Raw genomic sequence first — 14621 nt, 5'->3', positions numbered from 1 at the left:
CCTCGTCAATACCCTCTGCACGGACCGTAAGAACAGACCGGTACGCTCGACAACAGGGCGAGCGCGGGTGACGATCGCTCAGTACACATACGAATATGCCGAGGAACGGGAACGAGGAACGCGCATGGCGGCGGTGGACCTGACCACGCATCCGGGGCATCTGGCCCGGCGTCTCCAGCAGGCGCACCACCTCCTGTGGAACGCCATGGTCTCCGAGGAGATCACCTCCCCCCAGTACGCCGTCCTCAACGCCCTCGTCGCCGAACCCGGCCTCGACCAGCGCACCGTCGGCGCACGCGTGGGCCTGGACCGCTCGACCATCGCCGAGGTCATCAGCAGACTGGACCGCCGGGGCCTGCTCGCCAAGGCCCGCGACCCCCGGGACGGCCGCCGCTTCCTGCTGCGCCTCACCGACGAGGGCGACCGGACCCACCGCAGACTGACCGTGCGCACCGCCCGGATGAACCAGGTCTTCCTCGGCCCGCTCTCCGCCGATGAACAGCACCTCCTCCTCGACCTGCTGCGCCGGGTCTCCGACGCGGCGGAGGCGCTCCGCGACCCCGGGTGACCTCTGACCGGCGCGTTGTCTCACGAAGCCGTAACGTGTGCAACGTTCGGGGCCCGGGGAGTGTCTACGCCGTCATGAGGATTTCCTTTCTGATTCACAACGCGTACGGGATCGGGGGCACGATCACCACCACCTTCAATCTGGCCCGAGCCCTCGCGGACCGGCACGAGGTGGACGTCGTCTCCGTCCTCCGGCACCGGGAGACGCCCCACCTCACCCCCGACCCGAGGGTGCGGCTGCGGGCTCTGGTGGATCTGCGCCACGAGGAGGACCACCCCGACCATCTGCGCCCGGCCACGGTCTTCCCGGCCGCCGAGCGCCGCTACGGTCAGTACAGCCGGCTCACCGACCGGCGGATCGCCGCGTTCCTCGCGGAGACGGACGCCGACGTCCTGGTGGGGACGCGGCCCGGTCTCAACGTCCACCTCGCCCTCCAGGCGCCGCCGCACACCGTGCGGGTCGGACAGGAACATCTCACGCTCGACCGCCACTCACCGAGGCTGCGCACGGCGCTGCGCCGCGCCTATCCCCGGCTGGACGCGCTGACCACCGTCACGGAGGCGGACGCGGCGGCCTACCGGCGCAAGGCGCGGCTTCCCGGCGTCCGGGTGGAGGCGCTGCCCAACAGCGTGCCCGACCCGGTTCTGCCGCCCTCGGACGGCGAGTCGCACACCGTGGTCGCCGCCGGCCGGCTCGTCCGCGTCAAGCGCTACGACCTGCTCATCGAGGCGTTCGCCGCGGTGGTCGCCGAGCACCCCCACTGGCGGCTGCGGCTGTACGGGAAGGGCGAGGAGCACGACAGACTCCGGCGGCTCATCGAAGAGCTGGGCCTCTACGACAACGTTTTCCTGATGGGCGCCGCCACTCCCATGGAGGCGCAGTGGGTCAAGGGATCCATCGCGGCGGCGACCTCCGACTTCGAGCCCTTCGGCATGACCATCGTCGAGGCCATGCGCTGCGGGCTCCCGGTCGTCAGCACCGACTGCCCCTACGGTCCCGGCGAGATCATCGCGGACGGCGTGGACGGCCGGCTGGTGCCCGTGGGGGACCGGGACGCCCTGTCCGCCGCCCTGCTCGGCCTCGTACGGGACGACGAGGCGCGCCGCCGGATGGGCCGCGCCGCCCTGGAGAACTCCCGCCGCTTCGCCCCGGGCCCCGTCGTCGCCCAGGCCGAGCGGCTGTTCGAGGAGCTGCTCGCGGCCCGCGCCGGCGGACACCCCGCCGCACCCCGCCGGACGAGCCACCCCCTCTCCGGCCGGGGCCACGCGGTCAAGGACGGCGCCCTGGTCGTCGCGAGCACCGTCGTGCGCACCATACGAAAGGCCGGCCGATGAGCAAGGACCGCTCCGAGAGCCCCCGCGCCGACTGCCTGGCGGACCGGGAGGGCCGGCTCACCGTGGACATCGCCCTGCCAGCCGCCCAGCGCCCCCGGCTGCTGCTGCTCCCGCGCCCGAAGAAGGGCCGCCCCGGGGACGAGGGGCACACGCTTGAGCTGCGCCCCCTGGCGGAGGGCCGCTGGCGCGCCGTCGTGGAACCCCGCCCGCACCTCGCCGAGGGCCGCTGGGACGCCTACGTTCTGGACGGGACCGGCGAAGCACGCCAACGGCTCCTGCCCGGCCTGCTCGATCTGCGCGCCCTCCAGCCCGTCCGCGACCCCGGCCGCACGCCGATGCCCCTGGCCGTCCGTGTCCCGTACACCACCCAGGACGGCTTCTTCGCCGTCAGGGCCTGGCTGCGCACCCCGCACGCCGAGATAGACACGATCCGCGTCTCCGGCGACTCGATGACGGTACGCGGACGCCTCTTCGGCGCCCGGTTCGGCGACGGTGCGACGGTGCGGCTGGTCCGCCGGGGCAAGAACCACGCCGTACGGGAGGGCGCGGTCCACCACGACGGCGGCCACGGCTTCTCCCTCACCGCGGCCTACCGCGACCTGCTGGACGAGCGCGGTGCGGGCGGTGAGCCGCGGCGCTCCTTCTGGGACGTCTTCGTCCACCCCGCACCGGACGGCCCCCGGATCCGGCTGGGCCGGCTGCTGGACGACGTGGCGGACCGCAAGACCGTCTTCGTCTACCCGTCAGCGGATCTCGACGGGTCGACCGTACGGCCGTACTACACCGTCGACAACGACCTCGCCGTGGTGGTCGACGGAGCCTGAGCGCGCCGCGCGCCTCCCCGGTCAGGCCCGGCCCAGCAGGCGGCGGCCGACCGGGGAGTCGGCGCGGCCCGCGAAGAACGCGCCGAGCCCCGCCGCGAACTCCGCGACCGTGACCCGGCCGTCCCCGTCGGTGTCCAGCCGCCGGAAGCTCTCCAGCAGCTCCGGCCCGTGCCCACCGCCGCCGAGCAGATGGGCGTACTCGGCCTGGTCGACGAAGCCGTCGCCGTCCCGGTCCACGGCGGCGGCCACGGTGTCCATCGCGGCCCGCAGCGCCGCGCCGCCCGGGTCCGTCCGCGCGTACTCCTCCCGGCTGATCAGCCCGTCGCCGTCCGTGTCCGATCCGGCGCGCAGCTCCAGCCACCAGGTGTGGAAGGCGTCGTAGAGGGCCGTCTCCGTGGCCTCGTCCACCTCCAGCCGGACCGCCACCACCCGCGCCACCGCCGCGAGATCGGCCCAGCTGACGAACCCGTCGCCGGTCTGGTCCAGAATCCGGTCGAACAGCTCGGGGACCGCTGCCGCCGGCCGCGCGGCACGGCGCGTCAGACTGCGCCTGAGTTCAAGCTCGGCGGCGATCGCCGTGGCCGCCACCGGCATGTAGCGCAGCCGGGGCGGCGCGATCCGGTCGAGCAGCCCGGCCGCCCGGCACACCACGGCGGCGATCGCCGGCCCGGCGGGACCCGGCCGCAGACCGAGCCGCTCCCGCAGCGCGGGGGAGAGCAGCGCGGCCGTCATGTCGACATACGCGCGCGCCGCCGTACCGCGCACCGCCCGCCAGAGCGGCGCGGGCAGGAAATCGAGCTGCTCCGGGGGAGGGAAGTCGCCGGCCAGGGCCGAGAGCAGCCCGCGCAGCCCGCCCGTGGCGTCGAGCCGCTCGCTGGTCATCCGCTCGAAGTACACCCAGAACGCGGCGACATCGGCGGGCATCACCTCGTCACCCAGCCCGACCACCCGGCCGTAGGCCCGCCACTCCTCGTACAGCAGCTCCTCGTCGCGCGCCGTGAGCGGATCCCCGCCGGCCCGGCACATCGTCACGATCGCCTCGAACAGGGTGAGATGGACCCACGCCTTGGCCTCCGGGTCGAGCGCGTCGAAGGAACGGCCCGCGCCGTCCACGCCCTTGATGTGCCGGTGCAGCCGCACCAGCCTGGCCGCCTCCTTCTCCCGCCCCCGCACGTCGAGATACACGATCCGCTGGAGACTGAGCAGGGTCTGCTGGGCCCGGCGCCACGGGTGGTAGCGGTACGTCGAGAACGCCTCGACGCCCGCGCCCACCACCGGATGGGCCGTCTCCAGCACCAGGGCCCGGCCCAGGACGGTCAGCAGCCGCCACTGCCCGACATACCGCCAGGCGACCGAGTCGGGTCCGGGGAGCGGAAGGGCGTCGGGCGCGGTGCCGGGGCCCGACTGGCCGGGGATGTCGCTCATGGTGCCGCCTCAACACGTTGGGGAACGGGGAACGGGGAACGGGAAACGGTGGAACGGGAAAAACGAGCCAGGGACGGGACGGGGACGGGACAGGCGGGGGCCGTCGGATCAGTGCCCGCCGAAGCGCCGTTCGCGACGGCTGTACGCCACCGTCGCCGCCCACAGGTCATGACGTCCGAAGTCCGGCCAGAGGGTTTCGGTGAACAGCAGTTCGGCGTAAGCGCTCTGCCACAGAAGGAAGTTGCTCAGCCGCTGCTCCCCGGAGGTACGGATGAACAGATCGACGTCCGGCAGATCCGGCCGGTACAGATAGCGGGCGAAAGTGCGGGCGTCGATGTCCGCGGGGTCGATCCGGCCCTCCGCGCTCTGCCGCGCCAGCTCCCTCGCCGCCCGCCACAGTTCGTCGCGGGCACCGTAGTTGAGCCATACGGTCATCTCCAGCCGGGCGTTTCCCGCCGTCCGCTCCTGGAGGGCGTCCAGGTCGCCGAGCAGCCCCGCGCCCATCCGGCCGCGACCGCCGGACCAGGTGACCCGCACGCCCCGCCGGTCCAGCCAGTCACCGTGGTCCGTCGCGAACCCGTTGATCAGCCGCAGCACTTCACCGACCTCCGCCGGGTCGCGCCGCCAGTTCTCGGTGGAGAACGCGAAGAGCGACAGATGCCGCAACCCGAGCTGGAGCGCGCCGTCGACCGTGTCGAGCACGGCCTTCGCCCCCGCGCGGTGGCCCTCGGTACGCGGCAGCCCGCGCCCGGTCGCCCAGCGGCCGTTGCCGTCGAGCACCACGGCGACATGACCGGGCAGCCGCCCGTCGGGGATCGGCGGCGGCCCGTCGTCCGGACACGGCCGGGGGCCGGGGGCCCGCTCCGTGGGGTCAGTGGGAACAGAAGGGATCACCACGGGCTCACCTTCGCCGACCGGTGCGTCTGTGAACGGGACACGGGATACGGACACGGGATACGGAACACGGGATACGGGGAGCGGGCATCCGATGCGTCCGGGCGGCACGGCGCCCGGACGCATCGGATACTCTCCGTACCTCAATAGTAACATCAGGTAGTTGTGCGGCGGTTGCGGTTCGTCCTGCCCGGACGCGCGGGCAACCTCCGCCCCGAGCGAGGGAGATCGCATGAACGGCTGGCGGCGCGGGCTGACGGAGGCCGGAGTGCGCGAACCGGGGCTGCGTGAGAGCTACACGCGGCAGGCGACGCGACTGGCCCGCTACGCGCCCGCCCAGTACGCCGCCCTGCGGTTGCTGCTGCCGCCCGCGACGGCGGTGCACGTGGTGGCCGCTGTGTCGTTCATGCACACCTGCGACGAACTGCTCGACCAGGACGGCCGGGCGCCCGTCGAGGTGCGGGCCGCCCGGTTCGCGCGCTACGAGGCGCGGGTGCGCGGCGCGCTGGACTCCCCGAGCGCCCCCGCCGGCGACCTCGCGCCGCTGTGGCACACCGTCCGCGCCCATCCGCGACTGGCCGCTTGCGTCGACGACTTCTTCCGGGCGGCCCCGGCCGATCTGTACTTCACCGGCTTCGCCGGCGAGCCCGACTTCCTGGCCTACGTCGACGAGTACGTCCTGCCCGGACTGATGCTGATCGGCGCCGTCCTCGCCGGGCCCGAGGAGTCCGACGAGCGGTTGCGGGAGAGCGTGCGGCTGCTCGCCGTACCGATCCAGCGGATCGACTTCCTGACCGATCTGGCCGAGGATCTCCGCGCGGGCCGGGTCTGTCTGCCGCGCTCCGACCTGCGGGCCGCCGGGGTCGGTCCGGACGAGCTGCGGCAGGGGCGCGCCACCGTCCGGGTGCGCGCGCTGCTGTCCCGTACCGCCGCCAAGTGCTGGGCCGACCTCGCGGCGGCCAGGCCCGCCGTGGCCGGTGTCCCCGCCCTCTACGCGCCCATGATCGCGGCCCAACTCGACGTGTACGCCCACCTGCTCCAGGAGGCGCAGGCGCACGGGTCCCGGCTGCTGCGCGCCGGCGTACGGCCGAGGATCCCGGCGGCCGTCGCCATCCTGCGGCGCCACCGCCGGACGGTCCCGGTGGCCGGTTCCGGCGGATGAGCGGCCCGTAACGGAAAAATGCCTCATCCGGGTGAGGATGCCGTTTCAGTCTGGCGAACGCGACGTTGGCCATGTCATAAGGAGGTAACACCCAAAAGGGAAAGAGGCAATCGTGCACAAGCTCCGCATCAACCACCGCGTCACCGCCGTCCTCGCCGCCGCCCTCATCGCCGGATCTGGAGCCCTCGCCGCCACCCCCGCCCTCGCGGACGGCACTCCCGACACCGCCACGGGGCTCGTCGCCGCCGCGCCCGCGGCCCTGCCCAAGGGCAAGGTCGTCTCCCGGCTCCCGCTGCACATCCGGGAGCGGGCGACGAGCGGCTCGCCGTCCCTGGGCGTCCTCCAGCCGGGCGCCGTCGTCCCGTTGTCCTGCAAGGTCCGCGGCGAGAACGTGGACGGCAATGACCTCTGGTACCGGCTCGGGGACGGCTGGACCGGCTATGTCGCCGCCCGCTACGTGCAGAACCTGGCGCCCGTGGACTTCTGCCGCCGCTGAGTCCCCGCTCCACGCCGACGGTCGTGCCGGTCAGCGCGGGCGAGCCCGCCAGGATCCGGAAGCGGCCCGGGTGGTGACCGCGGCGCCGGCGGGCGCCGTCGGCACCACCCGGGCCGCCCCCCCCGCGGGTCCGCCCGGCCGCACGGGGCGAAGTGGCCCGTCCGCGCCGCGCCTTGGACCGGCCGGTCGCGCCGACGCCCGTACGGACCGCCCCGCACCTGGGCTTACGATCACTGCGTGCGCGACCACGAGGCGGAGGCTCCCATGCCGTACCAGCAGCCGGTGCTCGACGAACTCGACCGGCGGATCCTCGCCGCGCTCGTCGCCAACGCCAGGACCAGCTTCACCGAGATCGGCCAGGCGATCGGGCTCTCGGCGCCCGCCGTCAAACGGCGCGTCGACCGGCTGCGCGACCATGAAGTGATCACCGGCTTCACCACCATCGTGCGGCCCTCCGCCCTCGGCTGGCGCACCGAGGCGTACGTCGAGATCTTCTGCGACGCCGCGGCCCCGCCCCGGCGCATCGCCGAGGTCGCGCGCACCTACCCCGAGGTCGTGGCGGCGGTGACCGTGACCGGGGGAGCCGACGCGCTGCTGCACATCAGGGCCGCCGACATCCAGCATTTCGAGGAGGTGCTGGAGCGGATCAGGACCGAGCCGTTCGTCACCAGGACCAACAGCTTCATCGTCCTGACGCATCTGCTGCCCAACAGCCCCGAGGCCGGTTCCCCCGCCGATTTCCCGGCCGTGCCGCCCGCCGATCAGCCCGGCACACCGCCGAATGGAACGATCAGCCGCTGAATGGCCCCACCACGCAACACTCTTGCGCGTACACGCAATCCTTGATCCTTGGCTGCCACCACCCGCGGTTCCTATCGTTGAGAACATCCCCCGGCAACGAGAGGAGAGCCGCGTGCCGCCCGTACGCGTGTCACGTCCCCGGCGCTATCTCACCTGCGCGCCCACGCATTTCGACGTCACGTATGCCATCAACCCCTGGATGCGCGAGAACGCGCCGGTCGACACCGTCCTGGCCCGTACCCAGTGGGACGCGCTGGTGCGCGCCTACCGCGAGGCCGGCCACACCGTGGAGAGCGCCGACCCCGTCGCCGGCCTGCCCGACATGGTGTTCGCCGCCAACGCGGCGCTGGTCCTCGACGGCAAGGTCCTGCGCGCCCGGTTCCACGCCGTGCAGCGGCAGCCCGAATCGGCCGCGTACGCGACCTGGTTCAAGGCGGCGGGCTTCGACGTGCACGAACCCGAGCCCGGCCCGGTCTGCGAGGGGGAGGGAGATCTCGTCCCCGTCGCCGGACTGATCCTGGCGGGCACCGGATTCCGTACGACGGTTCCCGCGCACCAGGAGGCGCAGGAGTTCTTCGGCGTCCCCACGGTCAGCCTCCACCTCACCGACCCGTACTTCTACCACCTGGACACCGCGCTGTTCGCCCTGGACGACGAGAACGTCGCCTACTACCCCGAGGCGTTCTCGCCCGGGAGCCGCGAGGTCCTGCGCCGCCTCTTCCCCGACGCCGTCACCGCCACCGCGGACGACGCCATGGCCTTCGGGCTGAACTCCGTCTCCGACGGACGCCACGTGTTCATCTCGCCGCGCGCCACCGGCCTCATCGACGGCCTCGCCCGGCACGGATATGTCCCCGTCCCCGTCGACCTGTCCGAGTTCCACAAGGCGGGCGGCGGAATCAAGTGCTGCACCCAGGAGGTCCGTACCCCATGACGTACACCGCTGCCGCCCCCGTAACCGCCGCCACCGCCGCGCCGCGTACGTCGGCGGAGCTGATCCGCGCCGACGAGGCCGCCCTCGCGCACAACTACCACCCGCTGCCCGTGGTCGTCGCCCGCGCCGAGGGCGCGTGGGTCGAGGACGTCGAGGGGCGCCGCTACCTCGACATGCTGGCCGGCTACTCGGCCCTCAACTTCGGCCACCGGCACCCCGCGCTGATCGAGGCGGCCAAGCGCCAGCTCGACGAGGTCACCCTCACCTCCCGGGCCTTCCACAACGACCGGCTCGCCGCATTCGCCGAGTCGCTGTCCGCGCTGGTGGGGCTGGAGATGACCCTGCCGATGAACACCGGCGCCGAGGCGGTGGAGAGCGCCGTCAAGGTCGCCCGCAAGTGGGCGTACGAGGTCAAGGGCGTCGCCCAGGACCGGGCCACCATCATCGTGGCCGCCGGGAACTTCCACGGCCGGACGACCACCATCGTCAGCTTCTCCGACGACGAGGTGGCGCGCGGCGGCTTCGGCCCGTTCACCCCCGGCTTCCGGATCGTGCCCTACGACGACCTCGCGGCCCTCGAAGCGGCGATCGACGAGAACACCGCGGCCGTCCTCATCGAGCCGATCCAGGGCGAGGCGGGCGTCATCATCCCCTCCGACGGCTATCTCACGGGCGTACGCGAACTCACCCGGCGCACAAACGTCCTGTTCATCGCCGACGAGATCCAGTCGGGACTGGGCCGCACCGGCACGACCCTCGCCGTCCAGCACGAGAACGTGCACCCCGACATGCTGCTCCTGGGCAAGGCGCTCGGCGGCGGCATCGTGCCCGTCTCCGCGGTGCTGGCCGACCGTGACGTCCTGGGCGTTCTGCACCCCGGCGAGCACGGCTCCACCTTCGGCGGCAACCCGCTGGCCGCCGCGGTCGGTTCCGCCGTGGTCGCGCTGCTCGAAACCGGTGAGTACCAGCGGCGCGCCAGGGAGCTGGGCACGGTCCTCGACGCCGGTCTGGCCTCCCTGGTGGGCAAGGGTGTGACGAGCTACCGCAGCCGCGGCCTGTGGGCCGGCGTCGATGTCGACCCGGCCGTCGGCACGGGCCGTGAGATCAGCGAACGCCTGGCCGGGGAAGGCATCCTGGTGAAGGACACCCACGGCTCCACCATCCGGTTCGCTCCGCCGCTGACCATCACCGGCGAGGAGATCGAGTCCGCGCTGGACGCGCTCGCCCGCGTGCTCGGCTGATCACCCCGGCGGCCCGCTTCGGCGGGCCGCCGCGATCAGCCGGACGGCAGCGCGCGCAGCCACTCCAGCAGCAGCCGGCCGACCTCCTCGGCCCGCTCCTGCTGGACCCAGTGCCCGCAGCCTTCGAGCAGGTGGGAGGAGACCAGACCGGGCAGGGTGGCCGGATAGGCCGCGATGGCGTCCGCCATCCAGGCCGTGGAGGGGTCCAGCGTCCCGCCGATGAACAGCGAGGGCTGGGTGATCGGCGCACCGTCGAGGGCGGCGAGATCCGCCCAGTCCCGGTCCACGTTGCGGTAGCGGCCCAGCGCCCCGGTCAGCCCGGTCCGCTCGAACTCCGCCGCGTACACCTCCAGATCTGCCTCCGTGAGCCAGCTGGGCAGCGGGTCGGCGGCGAACCGGTCGCGCATCCTGCCGCCCTCCGGTACGAAGTGGATGCCGCCGGCGCCGACGTTCCCCATGGTGTCGGCCGACAGCGCGGCGTAGAACCCGGCCAGCCAGCCCCGGACATCCGGCTCGATCTCGCCCTCGGCCCGGCCCGGCTCCTGGAAGTAGCTCACGTAGAACTCGCCCGGCCCGTCGATCATGCCGAACGTGTCGGTCGGACGCGGCCCGCCCCGGGGCGCGTAGGGCACGCTGAGCAGCCCCACGGCCGTGAAGACGTCGGGCCGCAGCAGCGCGCTGTTGGCGGCGATGCCGGAGCCCCAGTCGTGGCCCACGACCGTCGCGGTCCCGGCGCCGAGGGCCCGTACGACCTCCACGTTGTCCTCGACGAGGCGCGTCATCCGGTACTCGGCCACATCGGCGGGCTTCGACGAGCGCCCGTAGCCGCGCACGTCCACGGCGACCGCGCGATACCCCGCCGCCGCGAGCACCGGCAGCTGGTGGCGCCACGAGTACCACGACTCGGGGAACCCGTGGACCAGCAGGACCAACGGCCCCGTGCCCTGTTCCACCAGGTGGATACGGCCACCCGGCACAGGGACCAGCCGGTGCCGGGCGCCGTCGGGCGTCGGCGTGGACGAGGTGCTGGGGTGGTGCGGCATACGTACTCCTCGGGAAGGGCCGGACGGTCGTGACAGGGGGTCCACGCGGCCGGCCGCCCGCCCGGTGGTGCCCAGTGCCCGTCGGCCGCCCGCGCTCCGATCATGATCGCGGGTCCGCGCCCGGCCAAGCGGATTTGCCGGTCCGGCAAACCGGTGGCGGGACGGCGAGCCCCGGATCGGCCCCCGGCCGTCCGTTCCCCCGTCCGCCGAACGGGGTACTGCTCGTGCGAGGGGGAGGTACGGACGCGATCGCGGGCCGCCGCCTCCCCGACGTAGTCGGCCCGGCCCCGGGAGGACCCGTGAACGACGACAGCCCCGCCCAGGACCTACCGAGGCTGCGGCTCGGGCTCTACATCGAGACGCTCAAGGCCAGGATGCCCGAGCCGCAGTACCGGCTCCTCATGGACGTCATCCGCATGTGGGCCGAGAACGGCGGCGGAACGGTGCGCCTGCGGATGGACGACGAGGAGAAGAAGCTGTTCACCCGCGACGTGCAGCGCGAGATGCTCAACATCATGGGGCTCATCGGCGCGCTGCGGCCCGGTCACGAGGACCGGGCCGACCATGTCGTCGCCGATCTCGGCGACGGCGAACACACCAGCGGCGCCCTGACCCTGGTACCGCCCGAGGTGGCCGCCGACCCCGAGCGGCTGCGCACCATGCGCGACGAACTCGACGCCAAGGCGGACCGGCGCAAGAAGGACGAGGCGGCGCTCGACGGCATCGCCAGAGCCAGCGGCATGCTGCCCGAGCAGCCCGACGAGCGGGTTGACCGGAGCGAACGGGACGACCGGGAGGACTGACGGCGCCGGTGTCACGGCTCGGCGGCTGCGGCGGGGGCCGCCGGCGGGTCAGGAGCCGGTACGGGACTCCAGGTCGCGGCGGGTGTTCTCGCCGTACACGCCGGTCTCGTCGCCCCGGATGCCGTACCAGAGCTGGAAGCGGCCGACGGCCTCGGTGAACGTGGTGTCGTAGACCCCGTCGACGCTGCCGCCCGCGTACACGTCGGGGATGCGCAGCAGCCGCTCCTGCGCCTCGCGCACCTCAGGGCCGCTGTCCCCCTGCCGCAGCACCCCGGCGCCCGGGACCCCCGGCGCCGGGTCGGCCGGCGCCTCTGGGGCCGTCGAGGCGGTGGCCGGCGGCGGCGCGGTGGCCGGGGGCTCCTCCTGCGTACCGTTCCAGGTGAGCAGCAGCGCGGCGGCGAACCCCGCCACCGCCGCCCCGGCCACCGCGACCAGCGCCGTGGCCCTGCCGCTCCATCGCCGTCCGTCCGCGCGGGGCGGCCCGCCGGGCAGCGCCCCGCGCGCGGTGGCGGGCGGCACCTGCGGCGGGACGGGCGGCAACTCCTCGGTCTCCTGGGCGTCCTGGGCCGCGCCCGGACCGGCCACCGCCACCCGCTCCCAGCCCTCGCCCCGTCCGTCCTCCGGTCCCTCCGGGCGGAAGAGGTCACCGAAGTCGGACAGCGGCTTCGGCCGCCTAGGCCGCATGACATGGGTCGGTTCGAGCACTCCGCGCCGGGCCGGCGGGCGCTGCTCGGAGGATCCGGTCATCTGCGTGCACTCCTCCTGTCCGGCCGCCGCCGAGGTGCCGGTCGGCTGGATACGGGACGCTACCGCGCCCGCGCCAGACATGTGTGCGAATCCGCGCAATGGCTGGTCGGAGCCCCGGTCACCGGCTCCCGATCTCGATCAGCAGCGCCTGACCGGGGTTGAGCGTCGGCATCGGCAGCCCCGCGCCCGTGAGCACCGCGCCGGGCAGCGCGACCCAGCCCTCCAGCGCCGCCGAGAACCACGCGGGGCCGGCGATCTGATGCAGTGCCGGAAGGCCCGCCTCGGTACGGATCCGCACCCGGTAGCGCCCGCGCGGATCCAGTCCGGGCAGCCGGACGCGCCCCGACTGGCCGTCGGGGGACGTGGCGAGCCGGGCCCAGCAGTAGAGCGCCGAGCCCGCGTCGAGCGCCACCACCCCGTGCAGCACGGTGGCCTCGTCCGCCGGATCCGCGCGCACCACCCGGCCACTGTGCAGCAGCGGCCGCAGCTCCTTGTACAGCTCGGCCCACCGCCGCAGATCCGCCAGCTCCTCCGGCGTGCGCGCGGTGAGGTCGTCCTCGATGCCGGCGTGCCCGAACAGCGCGGTGATCCGGCCGAACGACGCGTCGTTGGTGCGCGCGGTGGTGTGACTGCGCTCCGCGCCCACATGCGTGCCGATCAGCTCGGGCGGCAGCAGCTGACCCGTCCAGCGCTGGATGGTCTGACGCTCGACGGGATCGTTGCAGTCCGACGCCCACACCCGGTCCGTGCGGGCGAGTATCGCGAGGTCGACCCGGCCGCCGCCGCTGGAGCAGCTCTCGATCTCCAGGCCGGGATGGCGCTCCCGCAGGGCGTCGAGCAACTGGTGCACGGCGTGCGTCTGCGCGTGCACGCCGGGCCGGTCAGCCCCGTCCGCGCCCTGGCACACCGCCTCGTGCAGATCGCGGTTGTGGTCCCACTTCAGATAGTCCACCGCGTACCGGGAGACCAGGGCGTCCAGCGAGGTCAGCAGATACTCCCGGGCGCCGTCGTCGGCGACGTTCAGCACGTACTGGTGGCGCGCGCTCGGGCCGAGCCCGGCGGTGTACGGGCCGAGGATCCACTCCGGATGCTCCCTGGCCAGCCGGGAGTCGAGGTTGACCATCTCCGGCTCGAACCACAGCCCGAACTGCATGCCGTGGCCGTGCACCCGGTCGGCGAGCGGTCCCAGCCCCTGCGGCCACACCGTCTCGTCCACGGTCCAGTCGCCCAGCCCGGAGGTGTCGTCGCGGCGGCCGGAGAACCAGCCGTCGTCCAGGACGACGCGCTCGACCCCCGTCGCCGCCGCCAGGTCGGTCAGCTCCAGCAGCCGGTCCAGGCGGTGGTCGAAGTAGACGGCCTCCCAGGTGTTCAGCGTCAGCGGACGCGGACTCGACGGATGCCCGGGCCGCGCCCGCAGCAGGGTGTGGAAGCGGTCGGCGAGGCCGTCCAGGCCCGCGTCGGACCAGACGAAGTGGCAGACGGGCGCCGTGTAACTCTCCCCGGGCGCGAGCCGGATCTCTCCGGGCGCGAGCAGCTCGCCGCCGCCGAGGACCGCCCCGTGCACCCCGGCCCCCTCCGGAAGGCGCTCGGCCAGCCAGCGCTGGTCCCCGCTCCACGCCACATGCAGGCCCCACACCTCGCCCGAGCGGAATCCGAAGCCGGGCACACCGACGGTGAGCAGATAGGGGGAGTCCTGCCCCGACCGGCCCCGGCGCGTCTCGCGCACATGGGCGCCGAACCCGAGCCGGCCGCGCTGCGGCGACCGCTCCCGGCACCACTTGCCGGTGAAGTCGAGTACCTCGTCGGCGCGTCCCGGCAACGGCAGCAGGGTGGTCACGCCGGCGAGGTCGTACGGTGTCCCGTCGTCCGCCGCGTCCCGGCCACCGGCGCCGAGGGGGCGCGCGAGCCGGGTGGCGACACTGAGCACCCCCGACCGGTCCAGCCGGTAGGAGAGCGTGATGTCGAGGTCGCTGATCCGGTCGGTGAGCCGCAGCACCAGCTCGTCCGCGCTCTCCCGAGCCTCCGTCAGCCGCACGCGCGGGGTGGTCGCGACGCCGCCCCGGTGCCCCTGGTGCGCCGGGGTGCCCGACCAGGCGTCGGCCTGGGTCGGCCAGACCGTGAACCGTCTCGGGCCGTCCGGCGCGTTGTTGAGCACGGCGGCCTCGGCGGTCAGACACAGCGCGGCGAGGTCGTCGTCCGTCAGCTCTCCGAGATCCTCGCCCCAGTGCAGAACACGCGGCAGCGGATCGCCGAGTTCGACGACGAAGCTCACTCCGGCCGCGCGCAGATGGACGGTCCGCGCGGTGGTGCGGGTCATGCGGTTCCCCTTAGCTGCTGGTCCTGCCCGAT

Annotated in this window: 14 protein-coding genes; 9 read left to right on the top strand and 5 right to left on the bottom strand. The window is 73.5% G+C overall.

Annotated features, from left to right (window positions below):
* Window positions 1-124: 124 nt before the first annotated feature.
* From OG627_RS00590 to OG627_RS00580, 3 genes are all read left to right on the top strand, one after another.
* On the top strand, window positions 125-568 hold the full coding sequence (locus OG627_RS00590; RefSeq protein WP_329060294.1) for a MarR family winged helix-turn-helix transcriptional regulator: 444 nt from the start codon (window positions 125-127) through the stop codon (window positions 566-568).
* Window positions 569-642: 74 nt separating this feature from the next.
* Window positions 643-1902, top strand: coding sequence for a glycosyltransferase family 4 protein (locus OG627_RS00585; RefSeq protein ID WP_329060292.1), 1260 nt, complete (start codon window positions 643-645; stop codon window positions 1900-1902).
* A complete protein-coding gene (locus OG627_RS00580) occupies window positions 1899-2726 on the top strand; it encodes a hypothetical protein (RefSeq protein ID WP_329060290.1) in 828 nt (275 codons plus the stop codon). The genes OG627_RS00585 and OG627_RS00580 overlap by 4 nt, the downstream gene beginning before the upstream one ends.
* Before the next feature lie 21 nt (window positions 2727-2747).
* On the opposite strand, the gene OG627_RS00575 is transcribed toward OG627_RS00580, so the two are convergent.
* The gene (locus tag OG627_RS00575) at window positions 2748-4151 is read right to left on the bottom strand and encodes an oxygenase MpaB family protein (protein ID WP_329060289.1); all 1404 of its coding nucleotides are present in this window, start codon (window positions 4149-4151) and stop codon (window positions 2748-2750) included.
* A gap of 108 nt (window positions 4152-4259) precedes the next feature.
* On the bottom strand, window positions 4260-5048 hold the full coding sequence (gene uppS / locus OG627_RS00570; protein ID WP_329060287.1) for a polyprenyl diphosphate synthase: 789 nt from the start codon (window positions 5046-5048) through the stop codon (window positions 4260-4262).
* A 229-nt stretch (window positions 5049-5277) separates the two neighbouring features.
* Between uppS and OG627_RS00565 the strand changes: the two genes are divergently transcribed.
* From OG627_RS00565 to rocD, 5 genes are all read left to right on the top strand, one after another.
* On the top strand, window positions 5278-6207 hold the full coding sequence (locus OG627_RS00565) for a phytoene/squalene synthase family protein (RefSeq protein ID WP_329060285.1): 930 nt from the start codon (window positions 5278-5280) through the stop codon (window positions 6205-6207).
* Between the two features lie 112 nt (window positions 6208-6319).
* Entirely contained in the window at window positions 6320-6703 is a 384-nt protein-coding gene (locus tag OG627_RS00560; RefSeq protein WP_329060283.1) for an SH3 domain-containing protein, read from the top strand.
* A 264-nt stretch (window positions 6704-6967) separates the two neighbouring features.
* Window positions 6968-7504 carry an Lrp/AsnC family transcriptional regulator gene (locus OG627_RS00555; RefSeq protein WP_329072238.1) on the top strand — a complete coding sequence of 179 codons (537 nt, stop codon included), beginning with the start codon at window positions 6968-6970 and terminating at the stop codon, window positions 7502-7504.
* Window positions 7505-7616: 112 nt separating this feature from the next.
* Entirely contained in the window at window positions 7617-8438 is an 822-nt protein-coding gene (gene ddaH, locus OG627_RS00550; RefSeq protein WP_329060281.1) for a dimethylargininase, read from the top strand.
* Complete coding sequence (gene rocD / locus OG627_RS00545; protein ID WP_329060279.1) at window positions 8435-9679, top strand: ornithine--oxo-acid transaminase; 1245 nt, start codon at window positions 8435-8437, stop codon at window positions 9677-9679. Before ddaH ends, rocD begins: the two co-directional genes overlap by 4 nt.
* 35 nt (window positions 9680-9714) lie before the next feature.
* Here rocD and OG627_RS00540 read toward each other — a convergent pair whose 3' ends face one another.
* Window positions 9715-10722, bottom strand: coding sequence for an alpha/beta fold hydrolase (locus tag OG627_RS00540; protein WP_329060277.1), 1008 nt, complete (start codon window positions 10720-10722; stop codon window positions 9715-9717).
* A 299-nt stretch (window positions 10723-11021) separates the two neighbouring features.
* Between OG627_RS00540 and OG627_RS00535 the strand changes: the two genes are divergently transcribed.
* Window positions 11022-11525: a hypothetical protein gene (locus OG627_RS00535; RefSeq protein WP_329060275.1), complete on the top strand. Its 504-nt coding sequence runs from the start codon at window positions 11022-11024 to the stop codon at window positions 11523-11525.
* Between the two features lie 48 nt (window positions 11526-11573).
* Here OG627_RS00535 and OG627_RS00530 read toward each other — a convergent pair whose 3' ends face one another.
* Window positions 11574-12353: a peptidoglycan-binding domain-containing protein gene (locus OG627_RS00530; RefSeq protein WP_329060273.1), complete on the bottom strand. Its 780-nt coding sequence runs from the start codon at window positions 12351-12353 to the stop codon at window positions 11574-11576.
* Window positions 12354-12390: 37 nt separating this feature from the next.
* The gene (locus tag OG627_RS00525; protein WP_329060271.1) at window positions 12391-14589 is read right to left on the bottom strand and encodes an alpha-galactosidase; all 2199 of its coding nucleotides are present in this window, start codon (window positions 14587-14589) and stop codon (window positions 12391-12393) included.
* Window positions 14590-14621: the final 32 nt, after the last annotated feature.

The sequence above is a fragment of the Streptomyces sp. NBC_01429 genome, assembly GCF_036231945.1.
GTDB lineage: Bacteria > Actinomycetota > Actinomycetes > Streptomycetales > Streptomycetaceae > Streptomyces.
This window is presented reverse-complemented; position numbering and strand designations above follow the sequence as displayed.

What these genes read in the sequence shown, in the direction of transcription:
- OG627_RS00590 (WP_329060294.1), top strand. Translation starts at nt 125, where the DNA reads ATGGCGGCGGTGGACCTGACCACGCATCCGGGGCATCTGGCCCGGCGT.
- OG627_RS00585 (WP_329060292.1), top strand. Translation starts at nt 643, where the DNA reads ATGAGGATTTCCTTTCTGATTCACAACGCGTACGGGATCGGGGGCACG.
- OG627_RS00580 (WP_329060290.1), top strand. Translation starts at nt 1,899, where the DNA reads ATGAGCAAGGACCGCTCCGAGAGCCCCCGCGCCGACTGCCTGGCGGAC.
- OG627_RS00575 (WP_329060289.1), bottom strand. Translation starts at nt 4,151, where the DNA reads ATGAGCGACATCCCCGGCCAGTCGGGCCCCGGCACCGCGCCCGACGCC.
- OG627_RS00565 (WP_329060285.1), top strand. Translation starts at nt 5,278, where the DNA reads ATGAACGGCTGGCGGCGCGGGCTGACGGAGGCCGGAGTGCGCGAACCG.
- OG627_RS00555 (WP_329072238.1), top strand. Translation starts at nt 6,968, where the DNA reads ATGCCGTACCAGCAGCCGGTGCTCGACGAACTCGACCGGCGGATCCTC.
- rocD (WP_329060279.1), top strand. Translation starts at nt 8,435, where the DNA reads ATGACGTACACCGCTGCCGCCCCCGTAACCGCCGCCACCGCCGCGCCG.
- OG627_RS00540 (WP_329060277.1), bottom strand. Translation starts at nt 10,722, where the DNA reads ATGCCGCACCACCCCAGCACCTCGTCCACGCCGACGCCCGACGGCGCC.
- OG627_RS00530 (WP_329060273.1), bottom strand. Translation starts at nt 12,353, where the DNA reads ATGTCTGGCGCGGGCGCGGTAGCGTCCCGTATCCAGCCGACCGGCACC.
- OG627_RS00525 (WP_329060271.1), bottom strand. Translation starts at nt 14,589, where the DNA reads ATGACCCGCACCACCGCGCGGACCGTCCATCTGCGCGCGGCCGGAGTG.